This window comes from Pedobacter sp. AC402, assembly GCF_979252805.1.
Genome location: NZ_CEEDAI010000009.1, coordinates 517,737 through 533,837 on the forward strand (window position 1 = coordinate 517,737; position 16,101 = coordinate 533,837).

General features: G+C 38.4%; 11 protein-coding genes. 2 read left to right on the top strand and 9 right to left on the bottom strand.

Going from position 1 to position 16,101, the window contains the following annotated elements; genetic code table 11:
- Window positions 1-40: 40 nt before the first annotated feature.
- The gene (locus AC0IWE_RS13035; RefSeq protein WP_471793374.1) at window positions 41-1,231 is read right to left on the bottom strand and encodes a hypothetical protein; all 1,191 of its coding nucleotides are present in this window, start codon (window positions 1,229-1,231) and stop codon (window positions 41-43) included.
- A 123-nt stretch (window positions 1,232-1,354) separates the two neighbouring features.
- Between AC0IWE_RS13035 and AC0IWE_RS13040 the strand changes: the two genes are divergently transcribed.
- The gene (locus tag AC0IWE_RS13040) at window positions 1,355-1,936 is read left to right on the top strand and encodes a thymidine kinase (RefSeq protein ID WP_055910530.1); all 582 of its coding nucleotides are present in this window, start codon (window positions 1,355-1,357) and stop codon (window positions 1,934-1,936) included.
- Between the two features lie 126 nt (window positions 1,937-2,062).
- Complete coding sequence (locus AC0IWE_RS13045) at window positions 2,063-2,857, top strand: SDR family oxidoreductase (RefSeq protein WP_471793375.1); 795 nt, start codon at window positions 2,063-2,065, stop codon at window positions 2,855-2,857.
- Window positions 2,858-2,887: 30 nt separating this feature from the next.
- Here AC0IWE_RS13045 and AC0IWE_RS13050 read toward each other — a convergent pair whose 3' ends face one another.
- From AC0IWE_RS13050 to AC0IWE_RS13085, 8 genes are all read right to left on the bottom strand, one after another.
- A complete protein-coding gene (locus AC0IWE_RS13050; RefSeq protein ID WP_471793376.1) occupies window positions 2,888-6,274 on the bottom strand; it encodes a DEAD/DEAH box helicase in 3,387 nt (1,128 codons plus the stop codon).
- A 228-nt stretch (window positions 6,275-6,502) separates the two neighbouring features.
- Window positions 6,503-7,534 (bottom strand): GntR family transcriptional regulator, encoded by a 1,032-nt coding sequence (locus tag AC0IWE_RS13055; RefSeq protein WP_055910521.1) that lies wholly within the window; start codon window positions 7,532-7,534, stop codon window positions 6,503-6,505.
- A gap of 41 nt (window positions 7,535-7,575) precedes the next feature.
- Window positions 7,576-8,961 carry an FGGY-family carbohydrate kinase gene (locus AC0IWE_RS13060; protein WP_471793377.1) on the bottom strand — a complete coding sequence of 462 codons (1,386 nt, stop codon included), beginning with the start codon at window positions 8,959-8,961 and terminating at the stop codon, window positions 7,576-7,578.
- A gap of 14 nt (window positions 8,962-8,975) precedes the next feature.
- A complete protein-coding gene (locus AC0IWE_RS13065) occupies window positions 8,976-10,256 on the bottom strand; it encodes a sugar isomerase (RefSeq protein WP_055910508.1) in 1,281 nt (426 codons plus the stop codon).
- 611 nt (window positions 10,257-10,867) lie between these two features.
- Window positions 10,868-12,988, bottom strand: a complete 2,121-nt coding sequence (locus AC0IWE_RS13070) for a bifunctional aldolase/short-chain dehydrogenase (protein WP_471793378.1) — start codon at window positions 12,986-12,988, stop codon at window positions 10,868-10,870.
- Window positions 12,989-13,014: 26 nt separating this feature from the next.
- On the bottom strand, window positions 13,015-14,109 hold the full coding sequence (rhaT, locus tag AC0IWE_RS13075) for an L-rhamnose/proton symporter RhaT (RefSeq protein WP_471793379.1): 1,095 nt from the start codon (window positions 14,107-14,109) through the stop codon (window positions 13,015-13,017).
- 480 nt (window positions 14,110-14,589) lie between these two features.
- Window positions 14,590-15,441, bottom strand: coding sequence for an alpha/beta fold hydrolase (locus AC0IWE_RS13080; RefSeq protein WP_471793380.1), 852 nt, complete (start codon window positions 15,439-15,441; stop codon window positions 14,590-14,592).
- 18 nt (window positions 15,442-15,459) lie between these two features.
- The gene (locus AC0IWE_RS13085) at window positions 15,460-15,927 is read right to left on the bottom strand and encodes a pyrophosphohydrolase domain-containing protein (protein WP_471793381.1); all 468 of its coding nucleotides are present in this window, start codon (window positions 15,925-15,927) and stop codon (window positions 15,460-15,462) included.
- Window positions 15,928-16,101 lie beyond the last annotated feature (174 nt).

Here is a 16,101-nt window from a genome sequence, read left to right on the forward strand (position 1 = left end):
ACTCTAACGCTTTACGCTAAACGCCTTACACATCCTGCCCCTACTTACTAAATCTTCTGTTCAGCAACTCATAAAACTGATCTACAGTAGCCTGTTTATTGGCCCAGTTATTTTTTGCGGCATAATTATTCTGAAGGAAGCTATCGGCAGCTTCGAAACTGTTCATTTTATTGATGATATCAAGCGCTTCTGAATAAGCCAGGTTATAGCCATTAAAAAGATCTTTAATAAAAAGCAATTTTTCATTCAAACTGATCGCCTGTTTTAAATCGGCAATTGGTGCTTTAACAGGCTCCTCTGCTTTACCATTGGTTCTGGCCAACAGATCATTCAAACTAGGGGCTGGTTTTGACGCTACTGGTTCTGGAAATGGTTTTACCGGAACTGCTTCGGGGGTAAATAAAGGACGTTCCTGCTCAACCGGTGGTGAAATTACAGGATCATCAAATTTTACATCCCTTAGGGCTTCAATCGGTTCGCTTGGCGCAGCAACTGTTGCTTCATTAAATTTAACTTCTTCTTCTTTTTCTTCTGCAATTACCGATGGTTCGTACTCTTCTTCTTTAGGAATTAAGAAAGGTTCAGGGCCAATTTCATCTTCTTCAGCAGGTATAACTTCTGGCTGAACAGCTAAAGCCTCTTCTTTCTCATGTATTTTCTTTTTCTGCGCTAAAATTTCTGCTTCTTCTTTACTCAAAGGACGGTCGAAAATTTCTTCTACAGATTTTGCCTCGTAATCAAACTGATCGCTTTCATCATGTGTACCCAATACAAATTCGAAAGTATGATCGTCTTGATCTGGTTTAAAAAAATCCTTATTTAAAATTGATTCAGCCTTTTCGAACTCAATGGTTTCATCATCCAAAATTTCTTGTTCCGGTTGTACATCCACACGCTCTTCTTCCTCCTGGGCTCTAGCAACTTCTTCCAGTTCTGGTGGATCAAAACAATCATCATCCTCTACATAACTTTTTTCAATTTCAGGGAGGATAATGGTATTTTGTTCGGCTAATAAGGCATGATTACCAGCTTCAGCAGATTTATCTTCTACAATGGTATTTAATTTTTTAACGATATTGACATGATCAGATAGGAAATGGGCATTTGCCAGAAAAAGCTCCAGCTCCAGATCGTTTAATTGTTGAGGATTTTGAGCTAAAAACTGATATTGCTCATTTAATTCTGTTAAAATATTGCCGATCTTTTTGAAAATATCCTGTTGGTTCATCATAAAATTAAAACGAATTTTTAGTCGATTTATGTTGGTAACTATGTGTTCAAAAATAACACATAATTCTCATATTTGTTCGGTTTAAAAATTATAGAACGGACATAGGGGCATAAAAAATCGGGCATGTTATTTAGCGAACAAAATTTTAGAAGAAGAGGCGAATTTTCGGGAAGTATAGAAGTGGTATGCGGTTCTATGTTTTCGGGAAAAACCGAGGAGCTCATCAGAAGATTAAAAAGAGCGCAGATTGCTAAATTAAATGTCGAAATTTTTAAGCCCCGTACGGATACACGCTACCATGAAACTGCTGTGGTATCGCACGATTTAAACTCCATCAATTCTACCCCTGTTGATAGTGCATCGGCCATTTTATTGTTAGGTACCAACACCCAGGTTGTTGGTATTGATGAGGCGCAGTTTTTCGATAATGAACTGCCAGAGGTTTGTAATAAGCTTGCGCTTAAAGGTATACGTGTGATTGTAGCCGGTTTGGATATGGATTTTACAGGTAAGCCTTTTGGCCCAATGCCTGCCCTAATGGCCATTGCCGAGCATGTAACCAAAGTAAATGCAGTTTGTGTTTGCTGTGGCAATCCGGCGTTATATAGCTTCCGAACAGCGGCAGATGAAGCAACTGTTTTATTGGGCGAAAAAGAAAGTTATGAGCCCCGTTGCAGGGCTTGCTATAATTTAGGAAAAGGATAAAGCGGTTTAATGGGTTAATTAAATGGCTCCAGTGTCAAACTGAAATTAATCAACTTTAACTGAAAATTGCAATCTACAAACTGATAATGGTTTCCCAACATCATCGCCTTGCGCTAAACACATATCATGAAAAAAAATAACATATCAATATTAGGCTGTGGTTGGTTTGGGTTGGCATTGGCAAAAAAACTGATCAGTTTAAATTATGCTGTTAAAGGCTCTACAACCAGCCGGGAGAAATTAGCTTTGTTAGAAGCAGCAAATATACAGCCTTATCTGGTCAATTTTACTGCTGATGAAATAGTAGCTGATGATGCATTTTTCGAAGCAGATGTGCTGTTTATCTGTATTCCACCAAAGCGGAATTCGACTGAACTGCTTGATTATCCGCAAAAAATCAATTCAATTTTAACAGCGGCAAAAGATAAATCGAAAAATATAATTTTGATCAGTTCTACGAGTGTTTATGCTGATGAGAACAAAATAGTAAACGAAACCAGTGAGACAAATCCGGATACTGATTCGGGAAAGGTGGTTTTAGCTGCTGAAATACTGTTTAAAGAACTTAATCCGGAAACTTTTACCATCGTTCGGTTTGCAGGATTAATTGGCCCTGATCGTAACCCGGGAAGATTCTTTGCCGGAAAAAGCAACGTCCCAAATGGCCTGGCTCCGGTAAATTTGATCCACCAGGCAGATGCGGTAGGCATTTCGCTTAAAATATTAGAGAAAAACGCCTTCGGCAGAATCTACAATGCCTGCTCGCCAAACCATCCTGCAAAAATGGATTTTTATATCAATGCAGCAACAACCACAGGACTTGCAGTGCCCAGTTTTATTGCAGAAAAAAAGGATTGGAAAATTGTAGAGAGTGTTAATGTACCAGAGTTTTTGGATTATACGTTTGAGGTTGGGATTTAGCTATACTTTCTTATGTCATTTTTACCGAAGCTAACTCAACAAGCCCAGTAACTCCTTCTTAGTTAAATGCTTAAATAAACTTCCATCAGTCTGGATCAAATCTTTTACCAGATCTTTCTTAGTGGCCTGAAGTTTCATAATTTTTTCTTCAATGGTATCAGGGCAGATTAAACGCACGGCCATTACATTTTTATGCTGGCCAATCCGATAAGCCCGATCTATGGCCTGGTTTTCTACAGCAGGGTTCCACCATGGATCGACGAGGTAAACATAATCGGCCTCGGTTAAATTCAGCCCGGTTCCGCCGGCCTTCAGGCTGATCAGGAAAACCGGTATATCAGCATTCTGCTGAAAAGAATTAACTGCTTCTTCCCTTTTACGGGTTTGCCCGGTTAAGTATGCGTATTTAATTCTCCGGTTTTCCAATTGCTTTTTTATGAGATCAAGCATCGTTACAAATTGAGAAAAAACAAGGATTTTGTGTTTTCCTGCCTTACATTCTATCTGTTCCATCAAAACATCAATTTTTGAAGAAGCCTGTAAATAAGATTTTCCATCGGCCAATAGTGCAGCCGAATTACAGATCTGCCTTAAGGTGGTAATGCTTTTCAACACATGCATTGAACTTTTTGGCAACTCGTCTTCCTGTTTACCTAAAATAAAATCCTGAATTTCCTTCTTGTTTGCTTCGTATACTTCGCGCTGTTCTTCGCCCATTTCGCAATACAGTACAATTTCTGTTTTATCGGGAAGTTCTTTAGCCACCTGTTCTTTTGTTCTGCGCAGAATAAACGGTCTGATTTTTTTCTGAAGCTCCTCTGCCCTCTTACTATCTTTAAACTGATCAATCGGGGTAGAGTATAAATCGGCAAACTGCTGCTTGCTGCCAAATAAACCCGGACAGGCAAAAGAAAGCTGTCCGTACAAATCAAAGGTATTATTCTCTATCGGTGTACCTGTCATAACTACCTTATTTCTTGATTGCAATATCCTTACTGCCTTATAACGCTGCGAATCAGGATTTTTAATCAGCTGTGATTCATCTAAAAAGATGTAATTAAAGCGGTAATCTTTTAAGAAACGGATATCAGAAAGCAGTGTTCCGTAAGAGGTTAAAATAATTTCGTAATCATCAAAAGTATCAGTTGTTTTGGTTCTTTGGCCTGCATAAATGGTTTTCACTTTTATTGAGGGCGCAAATTTTTCTACTTCTGTTTTCCAGTTAAAAATTAATGAGGCCGGAACAACTACTAAATTTGTATTGTGGGCTACTTTTTCGCGTTGAGATAATATGAAGGCCAAAACTTGTATGGTTTTACCCAATCCCATATCATCTGCCAAGCAAGCTCCGAAATTAAAATCATCTAAGAAGTTAAGCCAGTTTAAACCATCTTGCTGATAATGGCGCAATGTTGCAGTTAAACCTTTAGGCACTTCAACCTCCTGAATTGCATTAGTGCCTTCAAACTTCTGTTTGTAAAGTTTAAGCTCATTCTTTACCTCTCCATCCAGTAAAGCATCTTCGTAAAGTTCGTTTAATGATGCAAACTTAAGTTTTGGTGTAAGGATGGCATCTTCCGTTATTTCTCCTGCATTAAAATAGGCAGCAAATTTTTCGATCCACTCATGTGGCAATATGCCCTGAGTGCCATCATCGAGCGTTACAAACTTGCTTTTATTCCTGATGGATTTATGAAGATGCTTTAATGCAACCTGTTGCCTGCCAAATTTCACTTTAACTTTGGTTTCAAACCAATCGGTGCCACTCAAAACCTCAATATTGATTTTAGCTTGAAATTCGTTCAGTTTATTGTTTTTAAGCTGGTTGAAACCTAAAATATGAATGCCTTTGTTGCGCCATACTTCAAAGGCCTCTAGGAACCAGGCTTCTTCCAGAAACCGTTTACGGTGGAGGTAAAAAGAATCATTGGTTTCCTGATCATAAAAATAAGGATGCTGTTTTAATACGTTTCCGATAAACTGCAGTTCGGCATTTTCATCGCGGTGTAAAGTAAAAAGGTTGCCTAGTTTATCCTGTGCCTGAATCTGCTTTTTAGATAGGACAGGAATTTCTAAGTTTCCATAGCGCATTACGGGCGTTAGGAGAATATAATCTTCTGATTCTGACAGATAGATCAACTGTTCGTTTTCGAGATCAAACCCTTTTTCTTCTATCTGATTTTTGGTAGCGGGTTTTAAATAAGAATAATCTACGTGAATACTGCCCTCTAAAGGAACCAGAATGGCTTTTTGAAATGCCGGATACTTTGTTTTATGAAGGATTAATCTATTGCTTTGTTTTATAAAAAAACCGATTACGCGTAAAAAATCCAGCCTGCCAATTAAATAAAGCTGATCTTTTAGTTTAATGAAATACTGGTGTACCAAAAAAAGATTATCCAGTTCATAAGATTTTCCTTCGATGATCAGCCTACCTGTAATTTCGAAATAATCATCGCGCTGATTTACAGAAAGACGGAGATCTACTGCCAATAAATGAACCTGAACAGCTGTAATGCCCGAAGCCTGAATGGCAGCAGATTGCTTACTATCCTGCAGGAAAAATGGAAGCTGCTGAGGATTTTTTACGATTGCTTTTAAGGCTTCTATCTCTGCTTCGCTTTGATCGTTATTGTAATTTTGCTGAAAAGTTGTAATGCCACTAAAAAATTTAACCAAATCGTTATCATCAGTTTTAAAGAGCAAATCAGCTGGATTAATTGCTTTTATCGGGTTTTTAACCTTGCCGCTTTTGGTTGTTTCGGCTTCGAATAATGATACGGTTAAATTATTGTAATAACGATGCTGACCAAAAACCAGGATCATTTTACCCTGATCATTCTTGATTTTAATTTTTGATTTGGATGGAGGAACTGGTAATAAGAGTTCTTCTAAATTTTGCTGAGTTTCTTTATTAAATGGCTGTAGAGCGTCCATTTTTGGACGGATAACTACCTGACCATTTTCATAACGGAGGTTAAAGAGCAGATCAAGGTTTTCTTCTTTTTCCAATCCATAATCGACCGCTATTTTTAAAAGCTTTTGTTTCCGCAGGTTTGCATCAAAGAAAATCAGTAAATCCTGCCGCTGTAGAATGTTGTACAAAACCCTTGCCTGGTGCTCACATAATTTATTTTTGAGTGTGGCGCAACGACAAGAGAGTTTTACCGAATTTTCATGCTGTTGTATCTGAACAATGGGAAATTGCAATCCAGATGCATCATCGCTAAAGGCTGCGAAATCGATTTCAATCTGCTCAGGGTAAAGCTGAAAAAACCCTTTAACATCAGTGTGAACATGTGCGCTCAAATGTTTAAGGATCACGATTTGACTCAGATTTTTCAGGTTAAAATCTTTTAAGATATAATCATATGGATTTTGTTCTGATACCGGTTGCGTGCTTACCTGCTCACTCATTTAAACTAAAATAGCTAAGTGATAAAAGTAATGATTAATAAGTTTTCGCTAAAATGACTTGGTAGGTTTTTATGCACAATGGGTAATTTATTCTCAGAAAAAATTCAGAAAGTAGCTCATAAAATTATATAAATACGATCCGTCAGCCTGAATTTATTCAGGGTTTTTCTGGCTTAAAAAATGCTGAAATAAATTCAGCATGACGATTTAACTATAAAATTTTACTTACTATAACGACTTCCGCAAGTTCAAATAAAAAGGAACCTCCACTTTTTCTGTTTTTCCGTTTAATATAAATTCGGCAGCTTGTACTCCAAGTTGATTAAAATCAGTGGATATTGTAGTAATCCCATCTAAAATGATTCTTTTTAATGGTGTTTCGTTGTAAGAAATTACGCCAACATCTTTCCCTATTTTAAGCTTTTGGGCAATTAAACGTTCGATAAGCATCACCAGATCATCTTCCATCAGGTTAATGTAGACCTCGCCAGGATTAATTTCTTCATCTTTGATGTTGTGGATCACTTTGTGATCAAAAGCATATTGCTGGCAAAAACGGTAAAAGCCTGTTAATATCTCGTGCGGGAAATAGCTGTTTTTTGGAAAGATAATTTTTAGGGTTCGATAACTGGAAAGCCGATCCAATGCCTGTTCCAAAGCAGCATAAATATCCTGAGCAAAGTTTTCGTAAGCCGCAGCATAATCGCCTGTTACTCCCGGCAATAATTTATCAAGAATAACCAGCTTTTCTTTTGGGATGGTGTTGATGATTTCGTGTGCATTTTCTCCGCCTTCTAAAAAATGTGGTACAATCACAAAGTGCGAATAATCATCCCGTTTGGCCACGATCATTTTCTTAAACAATGCATAATCGTTGTTGTAAATATAAAAATCGATTGCTGCACGCTCTCCCAATGTTTTGGTAAACGAATCGTATATGATTTTTTTGTGTGTACTAAGCTTATTAAACAGTAAACAAACCTTTAACTTGCGCGAAAAATCGGTGTTGATAATAAAATAACCCTTACCCGGTACCGAATCTACTACTCCAAGCTTACGCAGGTTACGGTAACCTTTTTCGGCGGTATCTCTCGACATTTCCAAACTGAAACTCAGTTCGTTAATAGATGGCAATAAACTATTTTTGAGAAGTTTACCACTTTCAATAGCGGCCAAAATGGCATTGGTTAATTGCTTGTATTTTGGCGTTGATGAATACTCATCAACATTAAGATAGGGAATTAAATCTTCTGGTTTCAAAATGGTTTTATAGTCTAGGGATTTCGAATATAAGGAAATTCCTAAAAATCTAACGTACGTTGTATGGCTGAATAGTATTTTAACTGAATCATATCCGTTGGTGCAGGGTTTTCATTCCAGGCATCATTTATTGCTAAAGCGGTGCCTATTGCGGTTGCCTGCGATACTGAAGAGGCATAAACCTCAATATCAGGAATAGAAGTTGCGAGCAAATGCATATAAATCGCATTTTTACCAAAACCACCATCTACAAAAATTCTTTTCACACCTGAATTTAAAATCAGCCTTAATGAATAAATCTGCTGTTTGATCAGGTCGAAAATCAATTGGTGATAGGCTTCTTCTGCGGTTTGAAAAAGATTCAAATCTCGTTCAGGAAAGGTAGAATTTGCCGAAAAACCTTGCTGTTCCTGTTGGTTTTCGGGTATTTTATTGGCCAGTTTCAAAATCATTGAAGGGTTAAACTTCAAATGTTTAAACAGATAGGCAGCACGATCGAAATGTTCGGCAATCCGTTTAAGCTGTACCTCGTGTTCGTAACCTGCAAAAATACGCGAAGCTTTAACGGCTTTACCTTTGAAATGCATGTAACAAAGGCAATCTTGCTTAAGCTCATCGGCTGTTAACGGCTCTTGATTAAAAGGGTTTAAACTGATGCACCAGGTACCGGTTGAAATGAGTACAAATGGTGTATTAAAATTAGCAAGATAAGGGATTAATGCGGCTGAACTATCGTGCAAACCAACACCAACCTTTATACTGTTGCCTTCGAAATTAGTTGTAAGACTCGAATCTGCGGGGGTAAAAGTACCAAACTTACCCTCAATTTGCTCAGTAGTAACCCAATTGTGGTATTCACTTTTATTAAAATCCCAAAGCTGCGTATGGCAACCGATGCTGGTAATATCGGCCACGGCCTTACCCGTAATTAAATAACTTAAATATTGCGGCAGGTGTAAAGCCCACTTCACCTTTTTAAATATTTCGGGTTTTTCGTGCTTTAGGCGGTACAATTGCATGCCTGAGTTTAAGCTGCCCAAAATTGGTGAGGCTGTTTCCAATGAAATCTTCTCCTCACCACCATACTTGTTGTAAAAAGCTTTTTTAAGTGCTTCGGGGTATTCTTTTAAATAATTATAAAGTGGTGTTAAAGGTTCTCCATTTTCATCCAAATAAACAAAACTGGCACCATAAGTAGAAAAATTTATGGCCTTAACATCGAACTCTTTTAACTGCAAAACCTGATGCAGGGAATCGTAAACGGAAGAACGCAGGCTTTCGAGATTTTCGCATGGCTCTCCATCTTCATCAACTGTTTCTACAAAACGTGCAGACCGCTCGTAAACGATGCTGTAATTTTCGTCGATCAGAAACAGTTTTTTATTCGTTTTTCCTACATCAAATATGGCAACAACAGGTTTAGGCATTTCTATTTCTCTAATTATAAACCTGTGGCAACGGTATTTCCGCGGTGATTAACTAATTGATTTCTAACACCTAAATCACGGTATAATGCAATTGGTGATAATGCTGCTCCTGCCCTCAACCTGGCTTCGGCTACTAAAGCCCTTAAATCGCTACGGAAAGTATGTTGTAAAATTTCTTGGGCTTTGGCTACATCATTGTTGTTCTGCGCTTCGTTTAATGCTTTTCTATCTACCAGTAAAGCTTGTGCATAGGCAATCATAATGGCCTCTACCGATTGCAATAAATCTTCTAAAGGATCTTTTACATTGTGCGAAGCATCGATCATCCAACCCAGATCTTTTGCATGGTTCATTCCTTTAGCATCCATACCTTCTACCAGTTCATTAAATATCAAAAATAACTGGTAAGGCTTAATGCTTCCTGCGGTTAAATCATCATCGCCATACTTGGAATCGTTAAAGTGGAAACCACCCAGTTTTCCTTCCATTAAAAGTAACGCAACAATCTGCTCAATGTTTGCATTAGGCAAATGGTGACCCAAATCTACCAATGTATAGGCTTTTTTACCCAATTTACTCGCATACAGTAAAGACTGTCCCCAATCTCCAACCGTAGTAGAATAAAAGTTAGGTTCGAAAGCTTTATACTCCACAAATATCTTCCAATCTTCTGGCAGGGCGGAATAGATTTCGTGTAAACTTTCTAAAGTGTTTTCGAAAGCTTTACGGAAATTTAGTTGTCCGGGGAAACAAGAACCATCGGCAAGCCAAACGGTTAAAGCATCAGATCCCAGTGCAATACCATGTTTAATTACTTCTATATTGTGCTCAATTGCTTGCTTGCGGATATCTTTATTAACATTTTGCAATGAACCAAATTTATAGCTGTGTGCAGCACCTTTCTGATCCTGAAAAGTGTTGGAGTTCATGGCATCGAATTTTAAACCGTAGCCAGCAGCCAAAGTTTTTAAAGCTTCTGCATTTTGAGGGATATCCCATGGAATGTGAAGTGAAATTGCTCCACTGGCACCGTTCAGTGCATGCAACAAACCAACATCTTCAATTTTTTCTTCAATTGTACGCGGTTCCCCACCGGTAATGGCAAAACGGCCAAAACGTGTTCCGCCTGTGCCTAATGCCCAGCTTGGAATTGCAATTTGAAAATCGACCAGTTTCTGGATTACGCTTTCGACATCAACATGTGCCCAATCTTCTTTCAAAAAAGAAAGCTTACGCTGATGAGGGGTTAAAAGGGAGTCGTTATGTTTTTCTATTTGGTTCTGCTCGATATTCATAAGAATATTTGGTTTTTATTAGGTTAATTATTGTGGCGATACAATCGCCTTTCTCATTCATCCTCGTTATAAACGAGGACGATTATAAAAATTTAAAGTCATTTTCGGTCTGTGATTGAACACAGACCGGTTAAACAACTTACTAAAACTGATTTTAAAACTATTACATCGTGGGCTATGTCTTCGTAGAACACTATTTTATTTTGTTTTTCGGTCTGTGAGGACACAGACCGAGGTTTTTTTTCATTATTATTATCCATGGTCTGTTATCCATGGTCTGTGTCTCAACAGATCATTTACTTACTTCTTTTTCAGTCTGTGAGGACAAAGACCGAAGATTTTATTTCATTATTATTATCCATGGTCTGTTATCCATGATCTGTGTCTCCACAGACCATTTGCTTACTTTTTTTTCGGTCTGTGAGGACACAGACCGAGGAATTATTTTATTCTAATTATCCATGGTCTGTTGTCCATGGTCTGTGTCCTCACAGACCATTTACGTACATCTTTTTTAGTCTACGAGGACAAAGACCGAGGATTTTATTTCACTATTATTATCCATGGTCTGTGTCCCCACAGACCATTTACTTATTTCTTTTTAACCACCATTACCTCACAAATGCCATGGCTACCCCGCCATCAACATTTAGAACATTTCCGGTTGATTTATGCAGCAAGCCACCTACAAAAGCGAAGCAAGCATTAGCAATATCATCTGGTAAGATAATCTGATTTAACAATGTACGTTTTGCATAATAAGCCGGTAACTCTGCTACGGTAATTCCGTAAGCTTTCGCACGGCCTTCTGCCCAGCCCCCTGCCCAGATATTGCTATCGCTGATTACTGCATCAGGGTTAACCACATTTACGCGGATATTATCGGCTCCGAGTTCGGCAGCGTTTAATCTGCTTAAGTGCAATTGTGCTGCTTTTGCACTTCCATAACCGGCATTGTTTGGCCCGCTTACCAAGGCATTCTTGCTTACAATATTAATGATATCGCCACCAATATTTTGCTTTTGCATCGTATTTGTTGCAGCTTGGGTAATAAAAAACTGGCCTTTTACCAAAACATCATATAACAAATCCCAATCTTTCTCTGTATGATCGGCAATGGTTTTAGAAATTGATAATCCTGCGTTGTTTACAATAATATCTACCCCGCCAAAAGCGAGAGCGGCAGAATCAAAAGCAGCTTTAATATCAGTTTCGCTGGTTACATTTAAAACGGCTGTACTGTAAGAATCCTTACCATAAAGGCCTGCAAATTCGTTACCTGCTTCTTCTAAACGCTCAGCATTCATATCATTCAAAATCACCACTCCACCTTCAGCCACAAACTTCTTGGCAATTGCTTTGCCTATGCCGCCTGCACTGCCAGTTATCAGGGCAATTTTTCCTGTTAAAGGTTTTGGCTTAGGCATGCGTTGTAATTTTGCTTCTTCCAACAACCAATATTCAATATTAAATGCTTCCTGGTGTGGCAATGAAGTATATTGAGAAACGGCTTCAGCACCTTTCATTACGTTAATGGCATTGATATAAAATTCTGCAGCCACTCTTGCCGTTTGTTTATCTTTAGAAAAAGTAAACATTCCGATACCGGGATATAAAATTACTACTGGATTGGTATCCCGGATAGCAGGGCTGTTTGGATGTTTACAGGCTTCGTAATAAGCAGTATACATTGCTCGGTATGCTTCGAAAGCAGGTGTTAGTGTTTCTTTTAACGCTTTAACATCTGATAAATCGGCATTACTTTCCAATGTTAAAACCAGCGGACTGATTTTGGTTCTTAAAAAGTGATCGGGACAGCTGGTACCCATCGGTGCAAGACGATCAAGATCATTAGAATTGATGAACTCCAAAACACGGCTATCATCGGTAAAATGACCAATCATATGCTGTTTAGATGAACATAAACCACGTAAAACAGGCGCTAAAGCTGCTGCTTGTTTTTTACGTTGGTCTGCAGCTGCACTTTCAATTCTCTGTCCGCCAAAAACAGGACCTTTTTTACCATAATTCTGCTCAAGGTATTCAGAACAGATTTCGATTACTTCTAAGGTATTGAGGTAACTTTCGTAAGCGGTATCGCCCCAGGTAAACAAACCATGTGAACCTAACATGATGCCACGGATGCCCGGATTTTCATCTAAACATTGTTTTAATTGCAAGCCCAGTTCAAAACCTGGTTTTTTCCATTCTACCCAACCAATTGTTCCTCCGAATAGTTCTTCAGTAATCTTTTTACCATCTTTAGCAGCCGCAATTGCAATGGCAGCATCCGGATGCAAGTGATCAATATGTGCAAATGGCAAAAAACCATGCAAAGGTGTATCAATTGATGGTGCTTTGGAGCTTAAATCGAAAATACAGTGGTTAAACAATTCAACCATTTCATCTTCATAAGCTACGCCACGGTAAATATTTTTAAGGCTACGTAAACGGTCAACATATAATGCTGCAAGGCCACTTTTCTTTAGTGTACCCAAATCGCCACCTGATCCTTTTACCCACATTACTTCGGTTTCCAAACCTGTAAGCGGATCTTTTTCCGATAATTTGCATGAGGTATTGCCACCTCCGTAATTGGTTAAGCGTAAATCTGCTCCCAATAAATTAGAGCGATAAATTAAGAGGGCAACTTCATCTCCCGCAAGTTTTGCGGCTTCCTCTTCATCCCACAGATAGCTTACATGCTTATAACTTTTCGTATCGATTGACATTCTAATTTTATATTTAAATTTTATTATTATCCTTTAATTGAATTACCATAACCTACAATGAGTACTGAAATGATAATGGTTAAAATTCCTGCTAAAACGGTCATCAGGGTTTTTCTTGAAACGCCTTTCCATTCTTTTAACACTAGCCCCCAGATGTTGGCAATTAAGATGATAAAAGCCATGTGCAATATCCACGAACTGGCACCATTACCCATTTTGCTTTCGCCCATGCCATAGAAAAAGAACTGTAAAAACCAGGTTGTACCGGCCAGTGCAGAAAATATATAGTTTTTTAACAGTGGTGTTTTTGCATTGGTATAATCGCCAAATGTTTTGTTGCGGGCATTTAAAACCATACACCAGATAAAGTTTGTGGTTAAACCGCCCCAAAGTACAATGATGTAGGTTACGTTATTTGAGAATAGAAAGTTGCCCGCTTCAGCAGGGTTTGCAGCTTTCCAGATGGCGTTTGCAGCATCGGCCATAGGCTTACCAGCTTCGATACCGAAATTGAAACAAGCACTTAAAACACCTGAAACAATACCTACAAATAAACCCAAACCGAACTTGTATTCTGTTTTCACCTCCAGTCCGTGCGGATCGGTAACACCAGATTTTGTTTCCTTTTCTTTCATCATACCTGCCTTACCGCAGATTACAATACCGAAAATACAAACCAATAAACCAAGCAATACCATACGGCCCCAATCGGTATGCAGAAACATGGTAAATGTATCTTTACCGGCCTGAGGAAAAAAATCAAAATATATGGATGGCAGAATTGAACCCAGCACCATGCAAAGCCCTAAAATAATACTGCTCCCTAATGATACACCCAGATAACGAACGCCTAAACCATAGGTTAAACCGCCAATGCCCCAAAGAATACCAAAGAAATACGTTAACCATAAAATATTGCCATGTGTTGCAGTGATAATTGCACCAAAATTAGGAACGGTTAAATAAGCTGCTAATGGCGGAACGATTAACCAGGAGAAGATTCCTCCAACAATCCAATAACTTTCCCAGGCCCAGCCTTTAACTTTTTTGTATGGAATATAAAAACTTCCAGAGGCGAAACCACCGAAGAAATGAAAAATTACACCTAGAATTGCTTGCATGCGTGATTAATATATTTGGTTGGTCTAAAATAGAATTTACAGTAATTTTAACTGTTATGCACTGTTATGGATGAAAGGTAATTTGAAGTTTGGAGACGGGAAACGGAGGTAGGAAGAAAAAGTGTAAAATTAAGAGTGGCCTTTTGGTACTATCGGGGAATTGTTTTCCCGCATATTGAAGAAGATTTACGCAGAATTTTATGTAAGGTTGGATGGGAAACTTATTAGGAGCTTTAATGATTGCTTCACACTTGGCACATTCCTAAGCCTTCAGTTCGAAATAACGGTTTTTCATAAAATTACTTTGAAACCTTCCTGCCGTGGGCAGCGATAGATCATAGTTACTTTGAAACCTTCCTGCCGTGGGCAGCGATAGATCATAGTTACTTTGAAACCTTCCTGCCGTGGGCAGCGATAGATCATAGTTACTTTGAAACCTTCCTGCCGTGGGCAGCGGCAAATTATATAAAAATTGATTAATTAGTTCAAGGCTTCTACTTTGCAAACAATATCTTCGATTACCTCTACAGATTTGAGGATTTTATAATGTCCAACCTCTTCAAATGATTTTGTGCTGATGGCAGGGTATTTATCCAGGAATTCTTTAAGGTAAGTATAGGGCGAAATGTGGTCAGCAGGATCGTAAGCTAGAAAATGATCTAAATCAGGGCTTAACTGATAAAGGTTGGTAAGATTAAAATGGCTGGCTTTAACCGGGAACTCTTTGGCAAAATTGCTAAAAAATATTTCCTGATGTGCAGTTCCGATGCTTACAGTATCTAAACTTTGTTCGAAGTTTTCTTTAAGTCTGATTAATGGCGCAATGCTGATCAGCAAATCAGGTGTTAAACCCAGCTCCTGTAAAGCAATTACATTGGCCATGCCGCCTAATGAATGCCCGATTAATACATTGGGCTGTACATAATTTAAGGCAATTGCTTTTACTGAATCGGCATAAAGCATCAGGTTGGAAAATTCTGAAACTGAACTTCCATTTCCGGGTGCATCAAAGGCTATGATCTCCAGCTCTTCATTTTTTTGAAGTGCTACAATCAATTCATAAAAATCTAAAGCTTTTGATGCCCAACCATGGGTAAGCAGCACTTTGCGTTTGCCACTACCCCAGCTAAAACAGTTAACGGTTACTTCGGCATTGGTAAAATAAGTATCAAAAACACTCAAACTGAACTGTTTTGATTCGGCAATAAGCTGTTCCTGGTGCAAGCGTAAAGGCATTTTAGGGGAGTAAAAAATGAATTCACGCATTAAAGCTAAATCAGGATCTGCCTGTGTTAACCTAAGCTCGTTTACAATCTGTTTCAGCCTTTTCAATTCGAACTTATTTTATCGTTAAACCAAGTGAGATTTTAAATCTGCAGGAGAATAGTTGATCGATTTTAAGGTTTTGTCGTCCGATTTCCTGAATACGAGGAACAGTCCGTCTATTTCTTTGTAATAAGATTCTGTTTGATCTTTATCTAAATAAAACTGGATCGTTTGTTCTGCTTCTTCTATCGTTTTGCAGGCTTTGCTCATGTTTGAGCGGTGAACTTCATCAAACAAAGTCTTAAACTTTCCACCTAAACCAAATTCGTGGATGGCACCGGCAAGCACATATTGCAAATCGCAAAGCGCGTCAGCAACCTCTACCAAGTCATTATTTTCTACCGCTTCCTGTAGTTCTTTCAACTCTTCAGCTAAGAGTGAAATGCGGAGATTGGCCCGCTGCTTTGAAGGAATAACCGGGTTATCTAAAATGGGATGTTTAAAGGTAGTGTGAAATTCTGCAACCTGGTTAAGCGAATTGGTTTCTTGCATGGTAATAACTGATTTAATCTTTATGCAGCAAACTTAAAAAAAACGGGAGATATAATGGGGAGAATTTATGCACAATGGTGGTGGGTGGGGTTATTTTAATCGGATAGCTATCGGATTTATTTAAGGATTTTTGTGCTGATGTGTGCCAAGGAAACACGGATTGGACGGAATTAA

Coding starts and splice junctions, on each gene's coding strand:
- AC0IWE_RS13070 (WP_471793378.1), bottom strand. CDS start 12,988: ATGTCAATCGATACGAAAAGTTATAAGCATGTAAGCTATCTGTGGGAT.
- AC0IWE_RS13035 (WP_471793374.1), bottom strand. CDS start 1,231: ATGATGAACCAACAGGATATTTTCAAAAAGATCGGCAATATTTTAACA.
- AC0IWE_RS13040 (WP_055910530.1), top strand. CDS start 1,355: ATGTTATTTAGCGAACAAAATTTTAGAAGAAGAGGCGAATTTTCGGGA.
- rhaT (WP_471793379.1), bottom strand. CDS start 14,109: ATGCAAGCAATTCTAGGTGTAATTTTTCATTTCTTCGGTGGTTTCGCC.
- AC0IWE_RS13045 (WP_471793375.1), top strand. CDS start 2,063: ATGAAAAAAAATAACATATCAATATTAGGCTGTGGTTGGTTTGGGTTG.
- AC0IWE_RS13050 (WP_471793376.1), bottom strand. CDS start 6,274: ATGAGTGAGCAGGTAAGCACGCAACCGGTATCAGAACAAAATCCATAT.
- AC0IWE_RS13060 (WP_471793377.1), bottom strand. CDS start 8,961: ATGCCTAAACCTGTTGTTGCCATATTTGATGTAGGAAAAACGAATAAA.
- AC0IWE_RS13085 (WP_471793381.1), bottom strand. CDS start 15,927: ATGCAAGAAACCAATTCGCTTAACCAGGTTGCAGAATTTCACACTACC.
- AC0IWE_RS13065 (WP_055910508.1), bottom strand. CDS start 10,256: ATGAATATCGAGCAGAACCAAATAGAAAAACATAACGACTCCCTTTTA.